17 protein-coding genes are annotated in these 17,493 nt (G+C 56.5%); 9 read left to right on the plus strand and 8 right to left on the minus strand.

All coding sequences use genetic code 11. The annotated features are described in order from the left end of the window. Window positions 1-2: 2 nt before the first annotated feature. From BQ8290_RS04640 to BQ8290_RS04650, 3 genes are read left to right on the plus strand one after another with little or no spacing between them, the layout of a single operon-like run. On the plus strand, window positions 3-677 hold the full coding sequence (locus BQ8290_RS04640; RefSeq protein ID WP_108788053.1) for a TPM domain-containing protein: 675 nt from the start codon (window positions 3-5) through the stop codon (window positions 675-677). Between the two features lie 11 nt (window positions 678-688). Continuing rightward, a complete protein-coding gene (locus BQ8290_RS04645) occupies window positions 689-1,282 on the plus strand; it encodes an NUDIX hydrolase (RefSeq protein ID WP_337661011.1) in 594 nt (197 codons plus the stop codon). Further along, window positions 1,279-2,073 (plus strand): SDR family oxidoreductase, encoded by a 795-nt coding sequence (locus tag BQ8290_RS04650; RefSeq protein ID WP_108788055.1) that lies wholly within the window; start codon window positions 1,279-1,281, stop codon window positions 2,071-2,073. The genes BQ8290_RS04645 and BQ8290_RS04650 overlap by 4 nt, the downstream gene beginning before the upstream one ends. Window positions 2,074-2,213: 140 nt before the next feature. Here the strand turns inward: BQ8290_RS04650 and BQ8290_RS04655 are convergent, their stop codons facing one another. From BQ8290_RS04655 to BQ8290_RS15095, 4 genes are read right to left on the minus strand one after another with little or no spacing between them, the layout of a single operon-like run. Then, the gene (locus BQ8290_RS04655; protein WP_108788057.1) at window positions 2,214-2,426 is read right to left on the minus strand and encodes a PspC domain-containing protein; all 213 of its coding nucleotides are present in this window, start codon (window positions 2,424-2,426) and stop codon (window positions 2,214-2,216) included. Continuing rightward, window positions 2,423-2,569 (minus strand): hypothetical protein, encoded by a 147-nt coding sequence (locus tag BQ8290_RS15085; protein WP_337661012.1) that lies wholly within the window; start codon window positions 2,567-2,569, stop codon window positions 2,423-2,425. The genes BQ8290_RS04655 and BQ8290_RS15085 overlap by 4 nt, the downstream gene beginning before the upstream one ends. Window positions 2,570-2,625: 56 nt before the next feature. Then, the gene (locus BQ8290_RS15090) at window positions 2,626-2,739 is read right to left on the minus strand and encodes an enoyl-CoA hydratase (RefSeq protein ID WP_337661013.1); all 114 of its coding nucleotides are present in this window, start codon (window positions 2,737-2,739) and stop codon (window positions 2,626-2,628) included. A 34-nt stretch (window positions 2,740-2,773) separates the two neighbouring features. Then, the gene (locus BQ8290_RS15095) at window positions 2,774-2,926 is read right to left on the minus strand and encodes a hypothetical protein (protein ID WP_337661014.1); all 153 of its coding nucleotides are present in this window, start codon (window positions 2,924-2,926) and stop codon (window positions 2,774-2,776) included. A gap of 214 nt (window positions 2,927-3,140) precedes the next feature. Here BQ8290_RS15095 and recF point away from each other — a divergent pair, with 214 nt between their 5' ends. Next, window positions 3,141-4,241, plus strand: a complete 1,101-nt coding sequence (gene recF, locus BQ8290_RS04665; protein WP_108791903.1) for a DNA replication/repair protein RecF — start codon at window positions 3,141-3,143, stop codon at window positions 4,239-4,241. On the opposite strand, the gene BQ8290_RS04670 is transcribed toward recF, so the two are convergent. Then, window positions 4,238-4,978: a GDSL-type esterase/lipase family protein gene (locus tag BQ8290_RS04670; protein ID WP_108788061.1), complete on the minus strand. Its 741-nt coding sequence runs from the start codon at window positions 4,976-4,978 to the stop codon at window positions 4,238-4,240. The genes recF and BQ8290_RS04670 overlap by 4 nt on opposite strands. 64 nt (window positions 4,979-5,042) lie before the next feature. Between BQ8290_RS04670 and BQ8290_RS04675 the strand changes: the two genes are divergently transcribed. Together BQ8290_RS04675 and BQ8290_RS04680 are read left to right on the plus strand one after the other, a co-directional pair. Continuing rightward, the gene (locus BQ8290_RS04675; RefSeq protein ID WP_337661015.1) at window positions 5,043-5,813 is read left to right on the plus strand and encodes an ABC transporter ATP-binding protein; all 771 of its coding nucleotides are present in this window, start codon (window positions 5,043-5,045) and stop codon (window positions 5,811-5,813) included. Beyond that, complete coding sequence (locus tag BQ8290_RS04680) at window positions 5,810-8,359, plus strand: FtsX-like permease family protein (RefSeq protein ID WP_108788063.1); 2,550 nt, start codon at window positions 5,810-5,812, stop codon at window positions 8,357-8,359. The genes BQ8290_RS04675 and BQ8290_RS04680 overlap by 4 nt, the downstream gene beginning before the upstream one ends. Window positions 8,360-8,427: 68 nt before the next feature. On the opposite strand, the gene BQ8290_RS04685 is transcribed toward BQ8290_RS04680, so the two are convergent. Both BQ8290_RS04685 and BQ8290_RS04690 read right to left on the minus strand, forming a co-directional pair. After that, entirely contained in the window at window positions 8,428-8,910 is a 483-nt protein-coding gene (locus tag BQ8290_RS04685) for a DUF805 domain-containing protein (protein WP_108788065.1), read from the minus strand. Between the two features lie 166 nt (window positions 8,911-9,076). Next, window positions 9,077-11,692 (minus strand): TonB-dependent receptor domain-containing protein, encoded by a 2,616-nt coding sequence (locus BQ8290_RS04690; RefSeq protein WP_108788067.1) that lies wholly within the window; start codon window positions 11,690-11,692, stop codon window positions 9,077-9,079. A 430-nt stretch (window positions 11,693-12,122) separates the two neighbouring features. Between BQ8290_RS04690 and typA the strand changes: the two genes are divergently transcribed. Next, window positions 12,123-13,979: a translational GTPase TypA gene (gene typA, locus BQ8290_RS04695; RefSeq protein ID WP_108788069.1), complete on the plus strand. Its 1,857-nt coding sequence runs from the start codon at window positions 12,123-12,125 to the stop codon at window positions 13,977-13,979. Window positions 13,980-13,999: 20 nt separating this feature from the next. Here the strand turns inward: typA and BQ8290_RS04700 are convergent, their stop codons facing one another. Next, window positions 14,000-14,875, minus strand: a complete 876-nt coding sequence (locus tag BQ8290_RS04700) for a LysR substrate-binding domain-containing protein (RefSeq protein ID WP_108788071.1) — start codon at window positions 14,873-14,875, stop codon at window positions 14,000-14,002. A gap of 115 nt (window positions 14,876-14,990) precedes the next feature. On the opposite strand from BQ8290_RS04700, the gene BQ8290_RS04705 reads away from it, so the two are divergent. Then, window positions 14,991-15,782 carry a DUF1330 domain-containing protein gene (locus tag BQ8290_RS04705; RefSeq protein WP_108788073.1) on the plus strand — a complete coding sequence of 264 codons (792 nt, stop codon included), beginning with the start codon at window positions 14,991-14,993 and terminating at the stop codon, window positions 15,780-15,782. Window positions 15,783-15,935: 153 nt separating this feature from the next. After that, window positions 15,936-17,435 carry a sodium/proline symporter PutP gene (gene putP / locus BQ8290_RS04710; RefSeq protein ID WP_108788075.1) on the plus strand — a complete coding sequence of 500 codons (1,500 nt, stop codon included), beginning with the start codon at window positions 15,936-15,938 and terminating at the stop codon, window positions 17,433-17,435. The last annotated feature ends 58 nt before the right edge of the window (window positions 17,436-17,493 follow it).

Here is a 17,493-nt window from a genome sequence, read left to right on the forward strand (position 1 = left end):
GCATGGCCTATCTGACACAAGAACATCACAAGATCGTGTCCGACGCAGTCGGCGAAGCGGAACTTCAAACCTCCGGCGAAATCGTCACAGTTTTGGCTGATCGATCCGACGATTACAACGATGTCGCGCTTTTGTGGGCGGCAGCGTTGTCATTCACCGTTATGAGCGCATTTGCGGCGTTCCCGGCGCCCTTTCTGGGCCTTTGGGATGCGATTGTCGGCGGGTGGAGCCACGAATGGACCACAGGGGAATTGGCCACGATGACGATCGCCCTTGGTCTCATCGCGTTTGTCGCAAGTTGGGCGGTGCAATTGTGGGAGCCGCTTAAATTCGCGTTGATCCCCACCCCTCTCAAAACGGCGAGGGTCCACGCTCAGGCGATCAAGCATTTTAAGGTAGGCGCAGAACGTCGAACCCATGGCCGAACCGGTGTGTTGATCTATCTATCAATGCGCGAACATCGCGCCGAAATCACCGCCGATGACAGCATCGCAGAGAAAGTGGACGCCGAAGTTTGGGGCGAAGCGATGGGCGATATGTTGGTGGAAATTAAGCAAGGGAATATCGCACAAGGGATGGCCGTTGGAGTGCGCGATGTTGGCTTTGTCCTCGCGCAACACTTCCCGCGTGGCGACAATGATGAAAACGAGCTTCCCGATCGCCTCATCGAGGTATAAGCCTGCTCAGCATGAGCGATACCATCGAGAACCAAGCCATGATCCGCGATAGCGACGCGGACAAAACCGAAGAGATGATGTGGGAAGGCCGCTTCATCACGGCCAAACGACGTGGGCGATGGGAGTATGTAGGTCGCGCGCGCGGAATTCGCGCCGCAGCGATCATTGCATTGGACGAAGATTCGGATGGCACGCGTCATGTGATCCTCGTCAGCCAATATCGTGTCCCTCTCGGTCGGTTTTGTTTGGAGATCCCTGCCGGCCTTGTCGGTGACGATGAAGGCAGCGAAGGCGAAGCAGCCACCGATGCCGCCATGCGCGAATTGGAGGAAGAGACCGGTTACGCCGCCAACAAGATGGAAGTCTTGGGCGAGTTTTATTCATCCCCCGGCATGGTCTCAGAATGTTTTACCCTGCTGCGCGCCACAGGCCTTACAAAGATCAGCGAAGGCGGCGGAACCGACAGCGAGAACATCATCATCCACCGCGTTGCGTTGCGCGATCTTGACCGGTTTGTCGGTCAATGGCGCGCCGCGGGGCATGCCGTCGATGTGCGCATCGCCATGATGCTCACACCCCATTATCTTGGAGAGGAATTGAAATGACCACGAACACAAACGGGCGCTGCCACGGCAAACTCGCATTGGTAACAGGCGGCGCACAGGGTCTTGGTCGGGCGCATTGTATTCGCTTGGCCCAGGAAGGCGCCCGCGTTCTGGTGACCGACATCAACGCCGATGGTGCAAGCGACACCGCCGATATCGTCAACGCCGAAATGGGTGCGGGCACCGCCTATTCTATTCGTCACGATGTGACCGACCCACAAAGCTGGGAAGCCGCTGTCGATGCTGCGCGCGAGAATATTGGCGGCCTGAACGTGTTGGTGAACAATGCAGGCATCGGCGTTCCGGGCAACATCGAAGATTGCGACTTTGGCGATTGGCAGCGTTGTTTCTCGATCAATGTCGATTCAATCTTTCACGGCTGTCAAAAAGCACTGCCGTTGATGCGAGAACACGCGCCAGGGTCAATTGTGAACATTTCCAGCATCGCCGGCCTTATCGCCAGCGACACAATGCCCGCCTACAACGCATCGAAAGCAAGCGTTTGGATGCTGTCGAAATCAATCGCGCTGCATTGCGCGAAGAAGAATATGCAGATCCGTTGCAATTCTGTGCACCCAACATTTGTCGACACGCCGATCCTGGATGGGACCGCGCGCTCGGCTCAGCTTGATAAAGACGTTCTGCTTGAGAAATTGGCGCGTCAAATCCCGCTCAAATTCGTGGGTGAACCTAACGATATCGCCAACGCGGTCGTATATTTGGCCAGCGATGAGAGCCGGTTCATGACCGGAGCAGAGATGAAATTGGATGGCGGCATCTCAGCGATGTAGAAAGCGGTCGCGCGCGGCCGAACTTCTGTTCTTGATTGGGTCGCCGCGTCCACCACGCATTTATGTCAGACAAAAAGAGGGGCCATGATTGGCCCCTCACCGTTTTGTACGCCTTGTTAGGCGGTTTGTGATCCTCTTGCTCAATCTGCGATAAAAGCGATGGCGAGGTAGATCAGAACGGGAAGGCCAAATCCCAACAGGGTCGTGCCGACAAAGCCCAAGCGCCAGATCAAAGCGTCAACGCCCGACCAATTTGCAAGACCAGAACACACTCCAAAGACTTTGCCTTCTGGCTTGTCGAGGCGGAACCCGTTCTGTGGCGCACCGCCGTTGCGGTTTGTCAGATTGCTCATGCCAACGCTCCCATAGTCAGATTGATGGCGGGGCTAGCCGGGACAATGGCTGCTGACATCATGATGGCGGAAATTGCGAGAGCTCCTGCGCCAGCGAACATGCGAGCGCCTGTGGTGCCGGAAAGTGCGAAGAACGAGTACATTATCGGGTCCTTTGATTGGGTTTGAAGAAAGTGGGAGGGGATTGAAAAGGTTGGGATTATGCCATTACGCCGGGGCTTGCAGGGATGATGGCGTAGGCGAAGAATGCTGCCGAGATCACCACTGAGAAAGCGGCAGAGGCGAAGCGAGTTGCGGTTTCATTGGTGAACATCGTGAGGGGTTTCCTTAGTTAAAAGTTTTTGCAGTTAAGCGAGGGTTGGGCTGGCGGGGATGATTGCGTAAGCGAACAGAGTGGCCGAGATAACCAGCGAGAAAGCGGCGGCGGCGAAGCGGTTCGAGAAGTCGATTGCGTTGATAGAAGCAGGCATTTTGTAGTCTCCAAATGTGTGTTTGTTCATTTTCTCAAGTTGTCCTTGAGTATGCCAAATACATTGCAGGAGCCGTGCCAAACTTGAAAAACGGCGGAATTCTGCCGTTTCTTGAAGATACACGAGTTTACCAGTTGTTCATCAAACCGAAAGGTTGGGAATTTTTCCCACCTATTGGGATTGGGGATTTTCGTTTCACCCAAGCTGGTCTTTATTCATGCGCGTGCTAACCGAGGCATTGATCATGCCGCTCGCGAAAATCACTCTTCAGAACTTTCGAAATCACGCCGCAAGTGAGTTGGCGGACACGGCGCACTTCAATTTATTGGTGGGCGAAAACGGGGCAGGTAAGACCAATGTCCTCGAAGCGATCTCTTTGCTTAGCCCCGGTCGTGGATTGCGCCGCGCGGCTTTGGTGGACTTGGCCCGCAAAGAAACGCCCGATGCGGCGGACGGCGCCTTTGCCATTGGGGCAAGTCTAATCGAACAGGGCCAAATCTCTGCGAGGATTGGCACATACACCCAACCGGCAAAGCCCACGCGGCGGCTGGTTCGGATCAACGGCGCCGATGCCAGCGCCAGCGCCCTATCCGAATGGCATGCCGTGTCATGGCTCACCCCGGCGATGGACGGATTGTTCACCGACAGCGCAGGTGCCCGCCGGCGGTTCATGGATCGCATGGCGCTGGCCATTGAACCGGGGCACGCGAAAGCGGTGGGGCAATTGGAAACGGCATTGCGAGAACGCAACCGCCTGCTCGAAGAGCGGGGCGATGCGCGTTGGTTGGACGCCATAGAGGCGCAAGCGGCCCAGCACGGCAGCCTTGTAGCGCAAACACGCGCGCGGTTGGTGGCGATGTTGGGGGATGAATTGTCAGCCCTTCCCCCCGAACCCTTTGCGCGGCCAATTCTTACTTATGTTCCGGGCGGGCCGATCGATCCGTCGGACTTATTGGCGGAATTAGCCCGCGCGCGGCCGCGCGACCGCGCCGCCGGACGTGCCCTATCGGGCCCTCATCGCGATGAATTGCAGGTGGTGATGGCGCAAAGCGACATGACCCCCGGTCAACCCGCGGCCTCTTGTTCGACCGGCGAACAAAAGGCGATGTTGATTGCGATCACATTGGCTCACGGAGTGTTGGCGGCATCGGGCCGGCCCAGTGTTTTGTTGCTGGACGAAGTAGCCGCGCATTTGGATCCTGTCCGCAGGACGGAGCTGTTCCGCCGCCTAAGAGGCGGTGGCGCGCAAATCTGGATGACAGGGACCGAAATCGCTCCCTTTGCAGATATAACCGCCGAAGCTGCCATCTGGCGTGTCAGCGACGGGGCATTGGAACGGCTCTAGCTTTCGCCAACGTCCGAACCCTCATTGGCAGGAATTGCCGCGGCCACCGCGTCCAAAGTTGATTCAACCATCGCGTCAATCCCCTCTGCGGTGGGATGAATGCGGTCGGATTGGAACAAGGACGCGTCTTGATAAACGTCCTCCATCCAGAATGGGATGAGATCAGCCCCAAACTCTTCGGCCAGCTCACCGTAGATCGCATCAAAGTCGGCCTGATATTCGGGACCGTAATTGGGTGGTGCGCGCATTCCCATCAACAAAACCGGTATCTCACGCTCTTTTAGAATGGTCAGCATGGCGGTGAAATTGTCACGGGTTTCTGCCGGAGATAGCCCCCGCAGCAAATCATTGCCGCCCAATTCAAGGATAAATAGATCCGGTACATTCTCCTGCGAATTGAGCGTGAATTCGAGCCGGGTCAGTCCCGCGGCGCTGGTATCGCCCGATACACCAGCGTTTACGATGGATGCGTTTGTGCCACGCACGCGCAGTGCCGCTTCCAATTTGGATGGATAGGAATCGCCGGGATCGCGCAGGCCATAGCCGGCAAACAGACTGTCGCCAAAAGCCAGCACATCAATCTGTTCGCCCATCACTGGGATCGCCAATTCGCCATCGGCTATGGCGCCATTGCCAGATGAAGGCGGTTCGATCGCAGTCTGATTATCGCATCCCACCAATGCCAATGCAGCGATGAAACCAAACACCATCCTCGTGCGTTTCTGCGAGATGCCCATATTGATCTGCGAACCCTTCTCTTTGGTACTTGTTTGAAACCCTTCTCTATCCCATCTGGTGACTGTGACCAACTCTACAACTCCCCCCTCCGCCCCGAACGCTGATTTGGCGATCAGCGCACGCGATCTCACTCTAACCTTGGGCAGCGATGCTGCGCCGGTTGATATCTTGCGCGGGATCGATCTCGATATTGCGCATGGCGATGTCGTCGCACTGCTCGGACCATCTGGTTCCGGTAAAAGCTCGCTTATGGCGGTCCTTTCCGGGTTGGAGCGCGCCACTGGCGGATCGTTGACCGTCACCGGATCTAACTTTGCGACCCTAGACGAAGATGGATTGGCCGCCGCACGCAGAGGCCGCATCGGCATCGTGTTGCAGGCGTTCCATCTATTACCAACAATGACCGCGGCGGAAAATGTCGCAACCCCAATGGAATTGGCCGGTTTCGAAGACGCCAGCCCGCGTGCAACCGCCGAATTGCAGGCGGTGGGATTGGGCCACCGCATTGACCATTACCCGACGCAATTGTCTGGTGGCGAACAACAGCGCGTTGCCATTGCACGCGCCATTGCTCCGCGCCCCGGTTTGATATTCGCCGATGAACCAACCGGCAATTTGGATGTGAGCACCGGCGAGGAAATTGTCGAACTGTTGTTCGCGCGTCGTGCGGAAACTGGCGCGACCTTGTTGATCATCACCCATGACCCGGCATTGGCCGCTCAATGTGATCGGGTTCTGACAATGGCAGATGGCGTCATCGTCTCCGATGAACGCGGATCGGCTGCACCAAGTTCAGATGCGTTGAAAAGCAACGCCGCAGAGGCCGCTGAATGAGCGCTGCCGAAGGACTTGGTTGGGCCGGCGCCTGGAACATTGCGAAACGCGATCTCAACGCGCGGTTTCGCGGGCTACGATTGCTGCTCGTCTGCATATTCCTAGGAACGGCGGCCTTGGCGGCAATCGGCACCCTAACCGCATCGATAGAACGCGAATTGCAGTCTTCTGGGCAAGAATTGCTGGGCGGTGATCTCGAAGTCGAGGTTTGGCAACGCGATCTGTCTTCCGAAGAACAATCCGCATTGCGTGAATATGGTGAGATTTCCGGCGGTTTCCGGATGCAGGCCATGGCCAGCACCGAAGACGCCGCCGCACCCGTTGAATTGAAAGCCATCGATGACAAGTGGCCACTCTATGGCGCGTTCACGATCATCGACAGCGATCAAAACAGCGTCACCGCGGGCCCACCAACGGGGTCCGACGCCTATTTGGCGAAAGGCGCGCTCGACAGGCTTGATATCACTGTTGGCGACACCTTCCGCATGGGGTCGATGACACTGACCGCGGCTGGCGTGATCGACAATGAACCGGATCGGCTATCCGAAGGTTTCCAACTTGGCCCCACCGTTTTGGTAGCCCGCGATGTTCCAGAGGCGGCAGGATTGCTGCAGCCGGGGTCATTGTATCAAAGCAAATATCGCGTGGCTTTTGATGCCGCATCGACGGATCCCGAAGCGGCCGAAGAGGCTTTGACTGAGGCGTTTCCGAATGCGGGGTTTGATTTCCGTACACGCGATCGCGCATCGCCCGGCGCCGACCGATTTGTACGCCAGATGAGCGATTTCCTTACCTTGGTAGGATTGGCCGCGTTGGTGATCGCCGGGATCGGTATTGCGGGCGGGGTTTCATCCTATCTCGATCAACGCCGGGCCAGCATCGCGACACTCAAAGTCTTGGGTGCATCGTCGCGCGACATCGTTCGGGTATACGCGCTTCAAATTGCGGTTGCCGCGCTAATCGGCAGCGTGCTGGGATTGGCGACCGGCGTTCTGGTTACTCCGTTGCTGGGCGCTGCACTGGATGGATTGTTGCCGGTGGAAGCTGGCTTTGTGATTGAACCGGCCCCGCTGATGTTGGCGGGCGCGTATGGATTGTTGGTCGCCTTTGCATTTGCTGCAGCACCTCTGCTGCGCGCGCGCTCATTTCCGGCGATGGCTTTGATGCGGTCGCGCATTGTGCCTCTGGCTCGGGATAAACGCGCTCTGTTCGCGACCGGTATTGGGATCGCCGCAATCTGTGCGCTCGCTCTGATTACGACGGCACAACCTCTTTTGGCCGGAGGGTTCTTGATTGGTGCCGGTGCCGCTTTGATCATGCTGGCCGGACTTGGTCTGGCGCTGCAATACGCAGCACGCCGCATTCCGCGCCCGTCCAATCCCCTTTTGCGATCGGCCCTATCAAACCTCTATCGCCCCGGCGCACCCACAAGCGCGCTGGTTACCGCGTTGGGATTTGGTTTGGCGTCCTTCGTCTTGCTGGCGGCGATCCAAAGCGCAATTGACGGCAACATTCAAAGCCGCGTCCCGCAAGAGGCACCGGACTATTTCGTCATCGACCTTCCTCCCGAAGGGAAGGACCGTTTCTACGAATTGGTGCAAACACCCTTCCCAGATGCGCAATTGCGCAGCGTGCCAACAATGCGCGGGGCCATACTCGCCTTTGGTGAAGAAGGCGCGATGCAACGCACAGCCGATCTGGAAGAGATTCCCGAAGGCGCGTGGGCGCTGCGCGGCGAACGTGGGATAACCTATTCCGACACGCCGCCAGAAGGCAGCCGGATCGTAGATGGCGAATGGTGGGTAGAAGGGCATACTGGCGATGCGCTTGTCTCAATCGATGCCGAGTTTGCCCAAGCTGCCGGCCTTAAGGTGGGCGATATGTTGACCATCGGCATCCTGGGTGCAGAGCGCACCGTAAGGATCGCGAACCTGCGTGAAATTGATTGGGAGACGATGGGCTTCAACTTCACGCTTGTCTTTTCCGCCAACGCCATTGCCGATGCACCGCACAAATTGTCTGCAACAATCGACCTACCTGAGAATGCCGATGCGTCGGATCAGGGGCAATTGCTGCGCAGCATGGTGCAAGAATTCCCATCCAGCTCTGTGATCGAAGTGGGGGAGGTTCTGGTCCAAGCGCGTGTTTTGCTGGAACAAGTCGGTCTGGCCACATTGGCCGCTGCGGGGGTTGCGGTTTTGGCCGGGCTTGCCGTTTTGATGGGTGCTATCGCGGCGGCCCGCGCCGCCAGAACATATGACACAGTGGTCTTGCGCGTTTTGGGCGCCAGCCGCAGGCAGATCCTCGGCCTGCAACTGGCGGAGTACGGGTTAATTGCTGCAGCGCTTGCGTTGGTCGCATTGGCGTTGGGGTCGGGTTTGGCTTGGGTGATCATCACCCAATTGTTTGAATTTGATTGGCTGCCAGATTGGGGCGCGGTTCTCGCCGTTCTCGGGCTCGGCCTTGTGATGGTGATGGCCTTTGCCCTTGGCGGATCATTGCCGCTGCTTCGCGCGAAGCCTGCGCAAGCACTCAGAGAGCTTTAAAGCGCGCGCACTGGCGTGTGGGAAAGCGGGACTTCTCCAACCGGGGAGCCCCGCCCTATCCCTCTGCGTCAATCAAAGGTTTCTTGAAGATCTGTCGCCTTTGGGTCTGGTCCAAAGCGGTTGTCCCCCTTGGTGCCAGGCAAAAGCAGAACAACCAAGAATGCCAAGCTGGTCAACAGTCCAACAAACGGGATCATCGAGGCAACGATCACGCCCAAATACCACCAACCCGATTGCCCCAGATCATGCAAGCGGCGGACCGTGACAGCGATCCACGGTATAAGGACCACCAGGCTGAAGATCGTCGAAACAATCAGGCCGATCGTGTTCATGGTCGTGAAGCTAGCAAGGATAGCTTCAGCCATCGCTTCCTCAGATCCGGGCCCCGTGGGGTTCACAGAGAAAATGGCCGTGAAGAACGAGAAATAGAACGGCCCCGCAAAGATCAAGAACACCGCGAAGAGCAAAAGCGCAAAGCTCCAAAATTCCATGCGCCGTGATCGGCCCTCGAAATCAACGTAGCGTTTAAGCGGCAAAATCATCCAATGCATCTCAGATCCCCTCTGTTTGGAGGTATGTCACCACACAATACGAAGAACCGCAACACCGCGCCCGCGTCCATGACGCGCTATCGCTAGACACTGTGAGAGCGGCACAAAGAAAAAGGGCCCCGCCATCGCTGGCGGAGCCCCTTTCTAACCGTGTTGATCGAATGGATCAGAAACGGAAGCGAACAACGCCGCCATAAGTGCGCGGTTGGTTCGGGTAACCCGAAACCGTACCGGCCTGTGCAACGCCGTCGAACACTGTCGTGATGAACTCATCATCGAACAGGTTACGGGCAAACGCACCCACTTCGAGACCGTTGTTCAGAACCAGTGTAACCGATGTGTTCACAAGGTTGACTTCACGGCTGAAGATCTGGGTGTTGCCAAGAGCTGCGTTAAAGGTTGGCAGACCATTGTTGATCGGCGTGTTGCTCTCATGGTTGTAATCGATACGGCTGATGATGCGCGTACCGCTATCCCATTCGTGCGTGTATGTTGCACTTGTCGCGATTGCGATTTCTGGAATACCAGCCGGACGAACACCCGACAGATCGCCCAAGACGCTTCCTGGGAAGTCATCGAAGAGCGGATCGAGATACGTCAGAGCAAAGGTGAGAACCAAGCCATCTGTTGGAATGATGGTTGCGTCGAATTCTGCACCCTTAACCGATTGCTGACCAGCGTTCTGAAGCGCAAAACCTGTGCCGGTGAAGGCAAGGCTTTGGAAGCCGTCGATCGTTTGGTCGAACAGAGCAAGGTTAAAGCCAAATCCGTCCCACTGAGCTTTCATACCGATTTCGTAGACTTCGGCATTCTCAGGACCAGCAAAGCGTGTGCCTGAACGCAGGTTTGGAATGGCCAGACCAGCGTCAAGAATTGGCGATGACGGTGCAGCGAAGGTCGAACCACCTGGACCAGCAACAAAGTCTGCGCTGGATGGGCGGCTGTCACGCGACAGGTTGACCGAACTGGCTTTAAAGCCGGTTGCGTAGCTGGCGTAGAGGTTAATCTCGTTCGAAGCCTGATAGGCAACACGCAACAAATACGTCAGCTTGTCATCGTTTGTCTTACCGTCTTCGACAGAGTTCGGGATGGTCAAGAACGGTGGCTGGAATTGGAAACCTTGCAGACCAATCAACGGGTTTTGCGTTGGGTCAAGAGCGGCTGCCAGCAGACCAGCTTGTACGGCTTCTGGCAGAGCCTGGAAACCAGCACGGTCGGTTACCGTTGGCAAACCGGGGTTAGCCGCAGTCGCACCAGTGATAAACGCATCAACCAGATTGACCTGACCCAATGGATCCGGGCTAATTTGGCTCAAAGCAAAGTCTTTGGAATCGTCGGTGTAGTTAAAGCCGCCAGTGAACACGAGGCCATCTGTTGGTTCAAAATCGACCGTACCGAAGATTGAGTAGGACGTGTTGTCCATGCTGAACGTTTCTTGGCTCAACAATGGTGTGCGGAAAATGCTTTCCTGTGCAAGACCGAGAGCTTGCTCAACACCGTTAAACACCGATGGTGCACCGCTCAACACATCGGCTGGGTTGCCGCCTGCGAGCAGTTCAAAGATGTCGCGAATATCAGCGCCATTTTGAATCGCGCTGTCTTGAGAGATCTTTTCATCGAAGTAGTAACCACCAAGCAAGAAGTTGATCGGTCCGTCAAAATCTGACGTGATCCGGAATTCTTGAGTGAAGGTGTCCACCGCCTGATCGCGCGTTTCCGTAGCGATCGATGCACTGGTGTAATCAATGTCGGACAAAAAGAAGTTGCGCAATTCACGGTAAGCCGTGATCGACGTGAATTGGATCGGACCGGCGTTGTAATCCATTTGGATCGAGCCGCCGTAATTCTCAACTTGGTTTGTCGGAACAAAGTTCAGAAACGCCTCACGATTGAAGAACGTGTCTGCCGATCCAATTTGACCGCCAACAGCGTTGATCGCTCCGACAGTCGGGCCGCCTACAAGCGTACCAACCTGACAACAGACTTCGTCAATCTCAGAATAGTCGACGATTGCGCGGATTTTGAAATCGGGGGTTGGCTCGATCAGCAATTGGCCACGAACGCCAAACCGGTCACGGTTGTTTTGCTCTTCATCAAGGTTGACGATGGTCGAGTAACCGTCGCGCTGTTGGTAGTTACCGTCGAGCGAGAAAGCGATGTTGTCGGTGATTGGACCGGTTACATCGCCTTTAAGGAAGATGGTGTTGAAGTTGCCGTAAACGGCTTCGACGCTGCCACCGAACTCAAATTGTGGTTCGCGGGTAACGACAGAGATAACGCCTGCCGACGCGTTCTTACCGAACAGGGTCGATTGTGGACCGTTCAGAACTTCGATGCGCTGAACATTGGGAAGATCACCCAGTGCAGCGGCCGAACGTGAACGGAAAACGCCGTCAATGAAAACGCCAACCGATGGTTCGATACCAAAGTTGTTATCGCCGTTACCAAAACCGCGAATGATGAAAGTCGAAGCAGACGATGTTTGCAGCTGGCTAACGCGCAGCGACGGGGTAACCGTTTGCAGATCGAGAACGTCGCGAATTTGCGCATTCTCAAGTGTTTCGCCGGTTGTCACAGAAACCGAAATCGGCGTTTCTTGCAGTGTTTGCTCGCGCTTAGACGCGGTAACAATGATTTGGTTGCTGGCTTGTGGCGCTTCGAGCTCCGGTTCTTCGCTGTCTTGGGCGAAGGCTACGGTTGGAGCGGAAACAGCAAAAGCGGCTGCACCTGCAAGTAGGGTAAAGCGGTACGACCCGGCGGCGCCGGAAATAGTGGAACGCATGGATTTTCTCTCCTCAAATCCCATCGATCACCAGCCGGATTGTTCATCGCATCCCCAGATGCGCCCCCGGCGGCCTCGATCGATATTATTGTTAGGGTAGTGTTGGGTCAGCGACAAGCAGCTAACGTCTCGATTTGGACCGGGTGTGCCGACAATGTTGCATGTCCGACACACTCTTACCGCCCGTATTGTGCGGTATTGGTCAGTCATTGTGCCTCAAAGCTTGCCGCCTAGCGAATGCTGCGCTAGGCGCGCGTCCACACTCGTTTTGATGGTGCAATGCAACATGGAGAAGCGGGCTGCGGAGGTTTCCGTAGCGTCGAGCCACCTGTCGCTGACATGCCACAAACTCAACCTATTCGCGCCTAACCACCGCGCAACCAACGGTCTTGTATTTTTCAAGCCGAGCTCCTGATGGAAATTGACAAAAATGTCTGCAAGTTCTCCCCAGCGTCCAAATTCGCTCCGAAACATCGCAATTATTGCGCACGTTGACCACGGAAAGACCACTTTGGTCGATCAATTGTTCCGTCAATCGGGCACTTTTCGCGAAAATCAACGCGTCGAAGAACGCGCTATGGATTCGGGCGATCTTGAAAAAGAACGCGGTATTACGATCCTTGCAAAATGCACCAGCGTTGAGTGGGAAGGCGCCGATGGCGAAACGACCCGCATCAACATCGTTGATACACCGGGACACGCCGACTTTGGCGCGGAGGTGGAACGCATCCTCAGCATGGTCGATGGCGTCATCCTGCTTGTCGACAGCGCCGAAGGCGCGATGCCGCAAACGAAGTTTGTGACCGGTAAAGCGCTGGCCTTGGGGCTTAAGCCTATCGTGGTCGTCAACAAGATCGATCGTCCCGATGGCCGCCCTCAGGAAGTGCTCGACGAAGTGTTCGACCTGTTCGCATCGCTCGATGCCAATGACGAGCAACTCGATTTCCCATCATTGTGGGCATCGGGCCGCGATGGTTATGCCAGCGACGACGAAAGCGCGCGCGAAGGCACATTGGCGCCTTTGTTTGAGCTCATCACTAAACATGTCCCTGCGCCGAACCTCGACACCAGCGGCAAGTTCAGCTTCCTTGCGACCTTGCTCGACCGTGACAATTTCATGGGCCGCGTTCTTACCGGCCGCGTTCAATCTGGCACAGTCAACGTCAACGACCCAATCCACGCGATCGACATGGATGGCAACGTGGTCGAAGTTGGCCGCGCGACCAAGTTGATGAGCTTTGACGGGCTGGACCGCGTTCCGGTTGAAACCGCTCAAGCTGGTGACATTATCGCTTTGGCCGGTCTTGAAAAAGCGACAGTTTCCAACACGATCTGCGATCCGTCCGTGTCCGATCCAATCGCTGCGCAACCGATTGACCCGCCAACGCTCGCCATGCGCTTTTCTGTCAATGACAGTCCGCTGGCCGGACGCGAAGGCACCAAAGTCACCAGCCGCATGATCCGCGACCGTCTATTGCGTGAAGCAGAGACCAACGTTGCGATCCGCATCACCGAAGCCGACGACAAAGACGCGTTCGAAGTCGCCGGCCGCGGGGAACTTCAGCTTGGCGTCCTCATCGAAACGATGCGCCGCGAAGGCTTCGAATTGGGCATCAGCCGCCCGGTCGTTCTGTTCCGCGAAGAAGACGGTCAGCGTATGGAGCCGTTTGAAACCGTCGTTATCGACGTGGATGACGAACACTCCGGCACTGTCGTCGAAAAGATGCAGAAGCGTAAGGCCGACCTCACCGAAATGCGTCCATCGGGCGTCGGCAAGACCCGGATCACCTTCTCTGCCCCGTCACGGGGATTGATCGGCTATCACGGCGAATTCCTGTCCGACACGCGCGGCACCGGCATCATGAACCGGTTGTTCGAAAAGTACGACGCCTATCGCGGTACAATCGAAGGCCGCAGCAACGGCGTATTGATCTCAAACGGTGACGGCGAATCCAACGCTTACGCCCTCAACATGCTTGAAGAGCGCGGCGAAATGTTCGTGGGGGCATCGATGAAAGTCTATGAAGGCATGGTCATCGGCGAAAATTCCAAGCCCGACGATCTGGAAGTGAACCCGATGAAGGCGAAGCAGCTTTCCAACGTTCGTTCCACCGGTAAAGACGACGCCATCCGCCTTACACCGCCGCGCCGGATGAGCCTTGAGCAAAGCATCGCCTACATCGACACCGATGAAATGGTCGAAGTGACGCCGCAGAGCATCCGCTTGCGCAAAACCTTGCTGTGCCCGCACGAGCGCAAGAAGGCGAACCGCAAGAAAAAGGCGTAATTGGGCAAGGCGCGGTCTGACTAGGCCGCGCCCCACTCTCCCAACACCAAACCTCTTTTCTTGGTCATGGCCTGGGCAATAAAGTCCATCAGCAGCCGAATGCGCGGCGTGTTCCTAAGATCGGGATGCGTAAGCACCCAGATGTCTTGTTGAGGCACCGGTGGGCTCTGGGTCAAACGGGTTAGACTGGGCTCTGGATCAGCCATAAAGCACGCTCCCCTGCTCAAACCGAGTCCGTTGACCAACGCGCGGTGCCGCGCGGTTATGTCGTCAATTGAGATGGCAATTGGCACATCGGGATATGGCGATTCTTCTAACCATCCCGGTGAACGCGTCTCCGCGCTGGGCGCGATCCATCGCCATTGATCCCTGGGAGTGGATTCCAGATAATCACGGTTGCCATAATAGGTCACACAATTGGGGAACAACCGCCTACCTACCAAATGTTCAGGCGGTTCCTGAGCGCCGCGAACGACAACGTCCGCTTCCGATCGGTCTAGATCGACAAATCGGTAACTGGTTTCCACTCGCAAATCGATTGCGGGATATGTCTCGCTGAATTCGAGCACATCATCGAGCAGTAGATATTGAGCGATTGCCTCGGGAAGAGACAGCGTGATCGTCCCGGCCATCCCTTGATCCATGGCTCGTTGATATCGCGCACCCGCTAGCGACAATCCCTCCATCTTCTCGGCGACTTCGATCAACGCCAGGCCCAATGCTGTCGGCGAATAGCCTGCCGGTGTCTTTTCAAACAGTTCGCCCCGCGCATCCTGCAGCACCGAAAGCCGCCTCGACACGGTCGTATGGGTCAATCCAAGCTCCATGGCGGCCGCCCGCATTGACCCTCGCCGCGCGAGCGCCAAGATCAATCGATAGTCGTCCCAATCATCCATGCATCACTCCTGATGGAACTATTTCGCACCAACCTAAGAACAATTCTACCCATCACTGGATCATTTTTGGCCTTATTGGTGCGTCTATCAACCACCCCTATCCAGAGAAGCCCCGATGAACTCTATTTTCAAAACTTCACTGATCGCCGCGATGTTTGCCACCAGTGCGCTTGCCATTGCCGGGAACTCCCACGCCGGGGAGCCGACATCCGAACCCGCGCCGACGCCTGCGGACACCCCGGCCTTTGCCGTTGAAATGAAGCGCGGGGAAGTGCTTCAGATCATCGCATCCGAACTGCGCGAAGGCGGCGGACCTGCGGCGCGCACTTACGGCCAAACTGCCTTTCCGATCGCATCCAGCTTTGGTTTTCAGAGGTTGGGTCAATTGAACGTGCGTCAAAATGTCATCAGCGATTTTGATCCAGAAGTGTTTTCCTTCTTCTCATGGCCGGATCAGGCGTCCGCCGATGCATTCGCGGCTCATCCGGATTGGCCTGCGATCAAAGCCACTCGGCCCGATGCGTGGAGCGAGTTGAAAGTCTACAGCCTAGAATTGCAGGACGACTTATCGATCCAATTTGACGCAACCAAGCATTACACTGTCGTTGTCGCATGGCTAAACAACGAGAATGCATCGGACTACGATCGCTATCTGACAGGTATTGAGCCAGCGGTTACCCGTGCAGGAGGACGGTTTGTCTACAAAATGCGCGGACCGTCGATGGAATCGCACGCATCTCCACCTGCCGCTCCAAGCCAACTGACTTTCGTGGAATGGGACAGCACAGATGGCTTTGCCGAGGTGCAACAATCGGAAGAATATCTGGCGTTCCGCCAATACTTCGGCTCCGCAGTCGAGAAGGTGGAATTCTACTGGCTCCAGACACCCCAATCCACCGGGCAATAATGCAGTATGTGCACTGCACAGCATAGAGTTTGAGGTTGCTTCGTTTCCCCCCTTTGCGGGGCAACCTCATTCCTCACCGTTTGCATTGAAGCTGGCGCGGCCGGCGCCCTCCGGTGGTCAATCGCGCCGCACCCTGTTACCCGCCTTTGCACCATGAACACTGCAACGCTCCTATCGCTCGCCGCCTACTTCGCCTTGATGATCGCCATCGGCCTTTACGCTTGGCGCAAGTCCACTTCAGACAGCGCGGGTTATCTCTTAGCGGGACGCAACCTGCCGCCGTCGGTGGCCGCGTTGAGCGCCGGCGCATCGGATATGTCGGGATGGTTGCTGCTTGGGCTGCCGGGCGCGCTGTTCCTGACGGGGTTTAGCGCGGCGTGGATTGGAATTGGTCTTTTTGTGGGTGCTGCGGTCAATTGGGTCTTGGTTGCACCACGCCTGCGTGCGCAGACAGAGGCATACGGCAACGCGCTGACCATTCCGCAATTCCTCGCCAATCGCTTTCCCGATCAAGGGACAAACCTTCGCGTAATCAGCGCCATCGTTATCGTCGTGTTCTTTACCGTCTACACCGCGGCTGGTCTCGTCGGCGGGGGTAAGCTGTTCGAAACGGCGTTTGCCGATGCGCTGCCGGATGTGGGCATGTCGGGCTACATGTTCGGTATCATCATCACCGCCGGGATCGTGCTGGCCTACACAATGGTGGGAGGGTTTTTGGCCGTCAGCCTCACCGATTTTGTCCAAGGGATCATTATGGTCCTAGCCTTGGTCATCATGCCGCTCGTCGTGATGTACGGGGGCAAGGATGTGGGCGCTTTGGGCGAATTTGGCGCAGTCTCGGATACGTTGAATGCCGTTGATCCCGCGCTGCTCAACATGTTCGAAGGGATAACACTGCTTGGCTTTATAAGCGCGGTGACCTGGGGTCTGGGCTATTTTGGCCAACCGCATATCATTGTGCGTTTCATGGCCATTGATACAGTCGAAAAGGTCGCGCGGGCGCGAACTATTGGTCTTTCTTGGATGGCGGTCGCTTTGATCGGAGCCGTTGGCGTCGGCATTTGTGGGCGGGCCTATGCCTCTGCAAATGGGATAGAGGTCGAAGACGCGGAAACGATCTTCATCATCCTTGCAGAATTGCTTTTCCACCCGGCAATCACCGGGTTTCTTTACGCCGCATTGTTGGCCGCGATCATGAGCACGATTTCATCGCAATTGCTTGTTAGCTCAAGCTCGCTCACCGAAGATTTCTATCGGCTTTTCCTGCGCAAATCCGCCAGCGAAAGCGAAGCGGTGAATGTTGGGCGTGTGTGCGTTGCGATTGTCGCTGGGGCGGCGATCGTTTTGGCCAGCAATCCAAACAGTCAGGTCCTTGGCTTAGTGGCGAATGCTTGGGCCGGTTTTGGTGCGGCCTTTGGGCCCCTCATCATCCTTGCTCTGATGTGGAAGGGTATGACTGGGGCCGGTGCGGTTGCTGGTTTGGTCACTGGCGCTGCGGTTACAGGCTTGTGGATTATGCTCGGCCTCAACGCGGATTTGGGCGGCGGCGAAGGCTTGTATGAGATCGTTCCCGGCTTCATCGCTGCATGGGTGTCGATCGTCTTGGTCAGCAAAGCGACGGCGCCCGCCGAGACATCTGAAATCGCCGGGTAAATTCTTCATGAAATGTTCGGTGATTGTGTAACCGATCGCCGAGGGTCAACGAACCTCT

This window comes from Erythrobacter sp. Alg231-14 (assembly GCF_900149685.1).
GTDB lineage: Bacteria > Pseudomonadota > Alphaproteobacteria > Sphingomonadales > Sphingomonadaceae > Erythrobacter.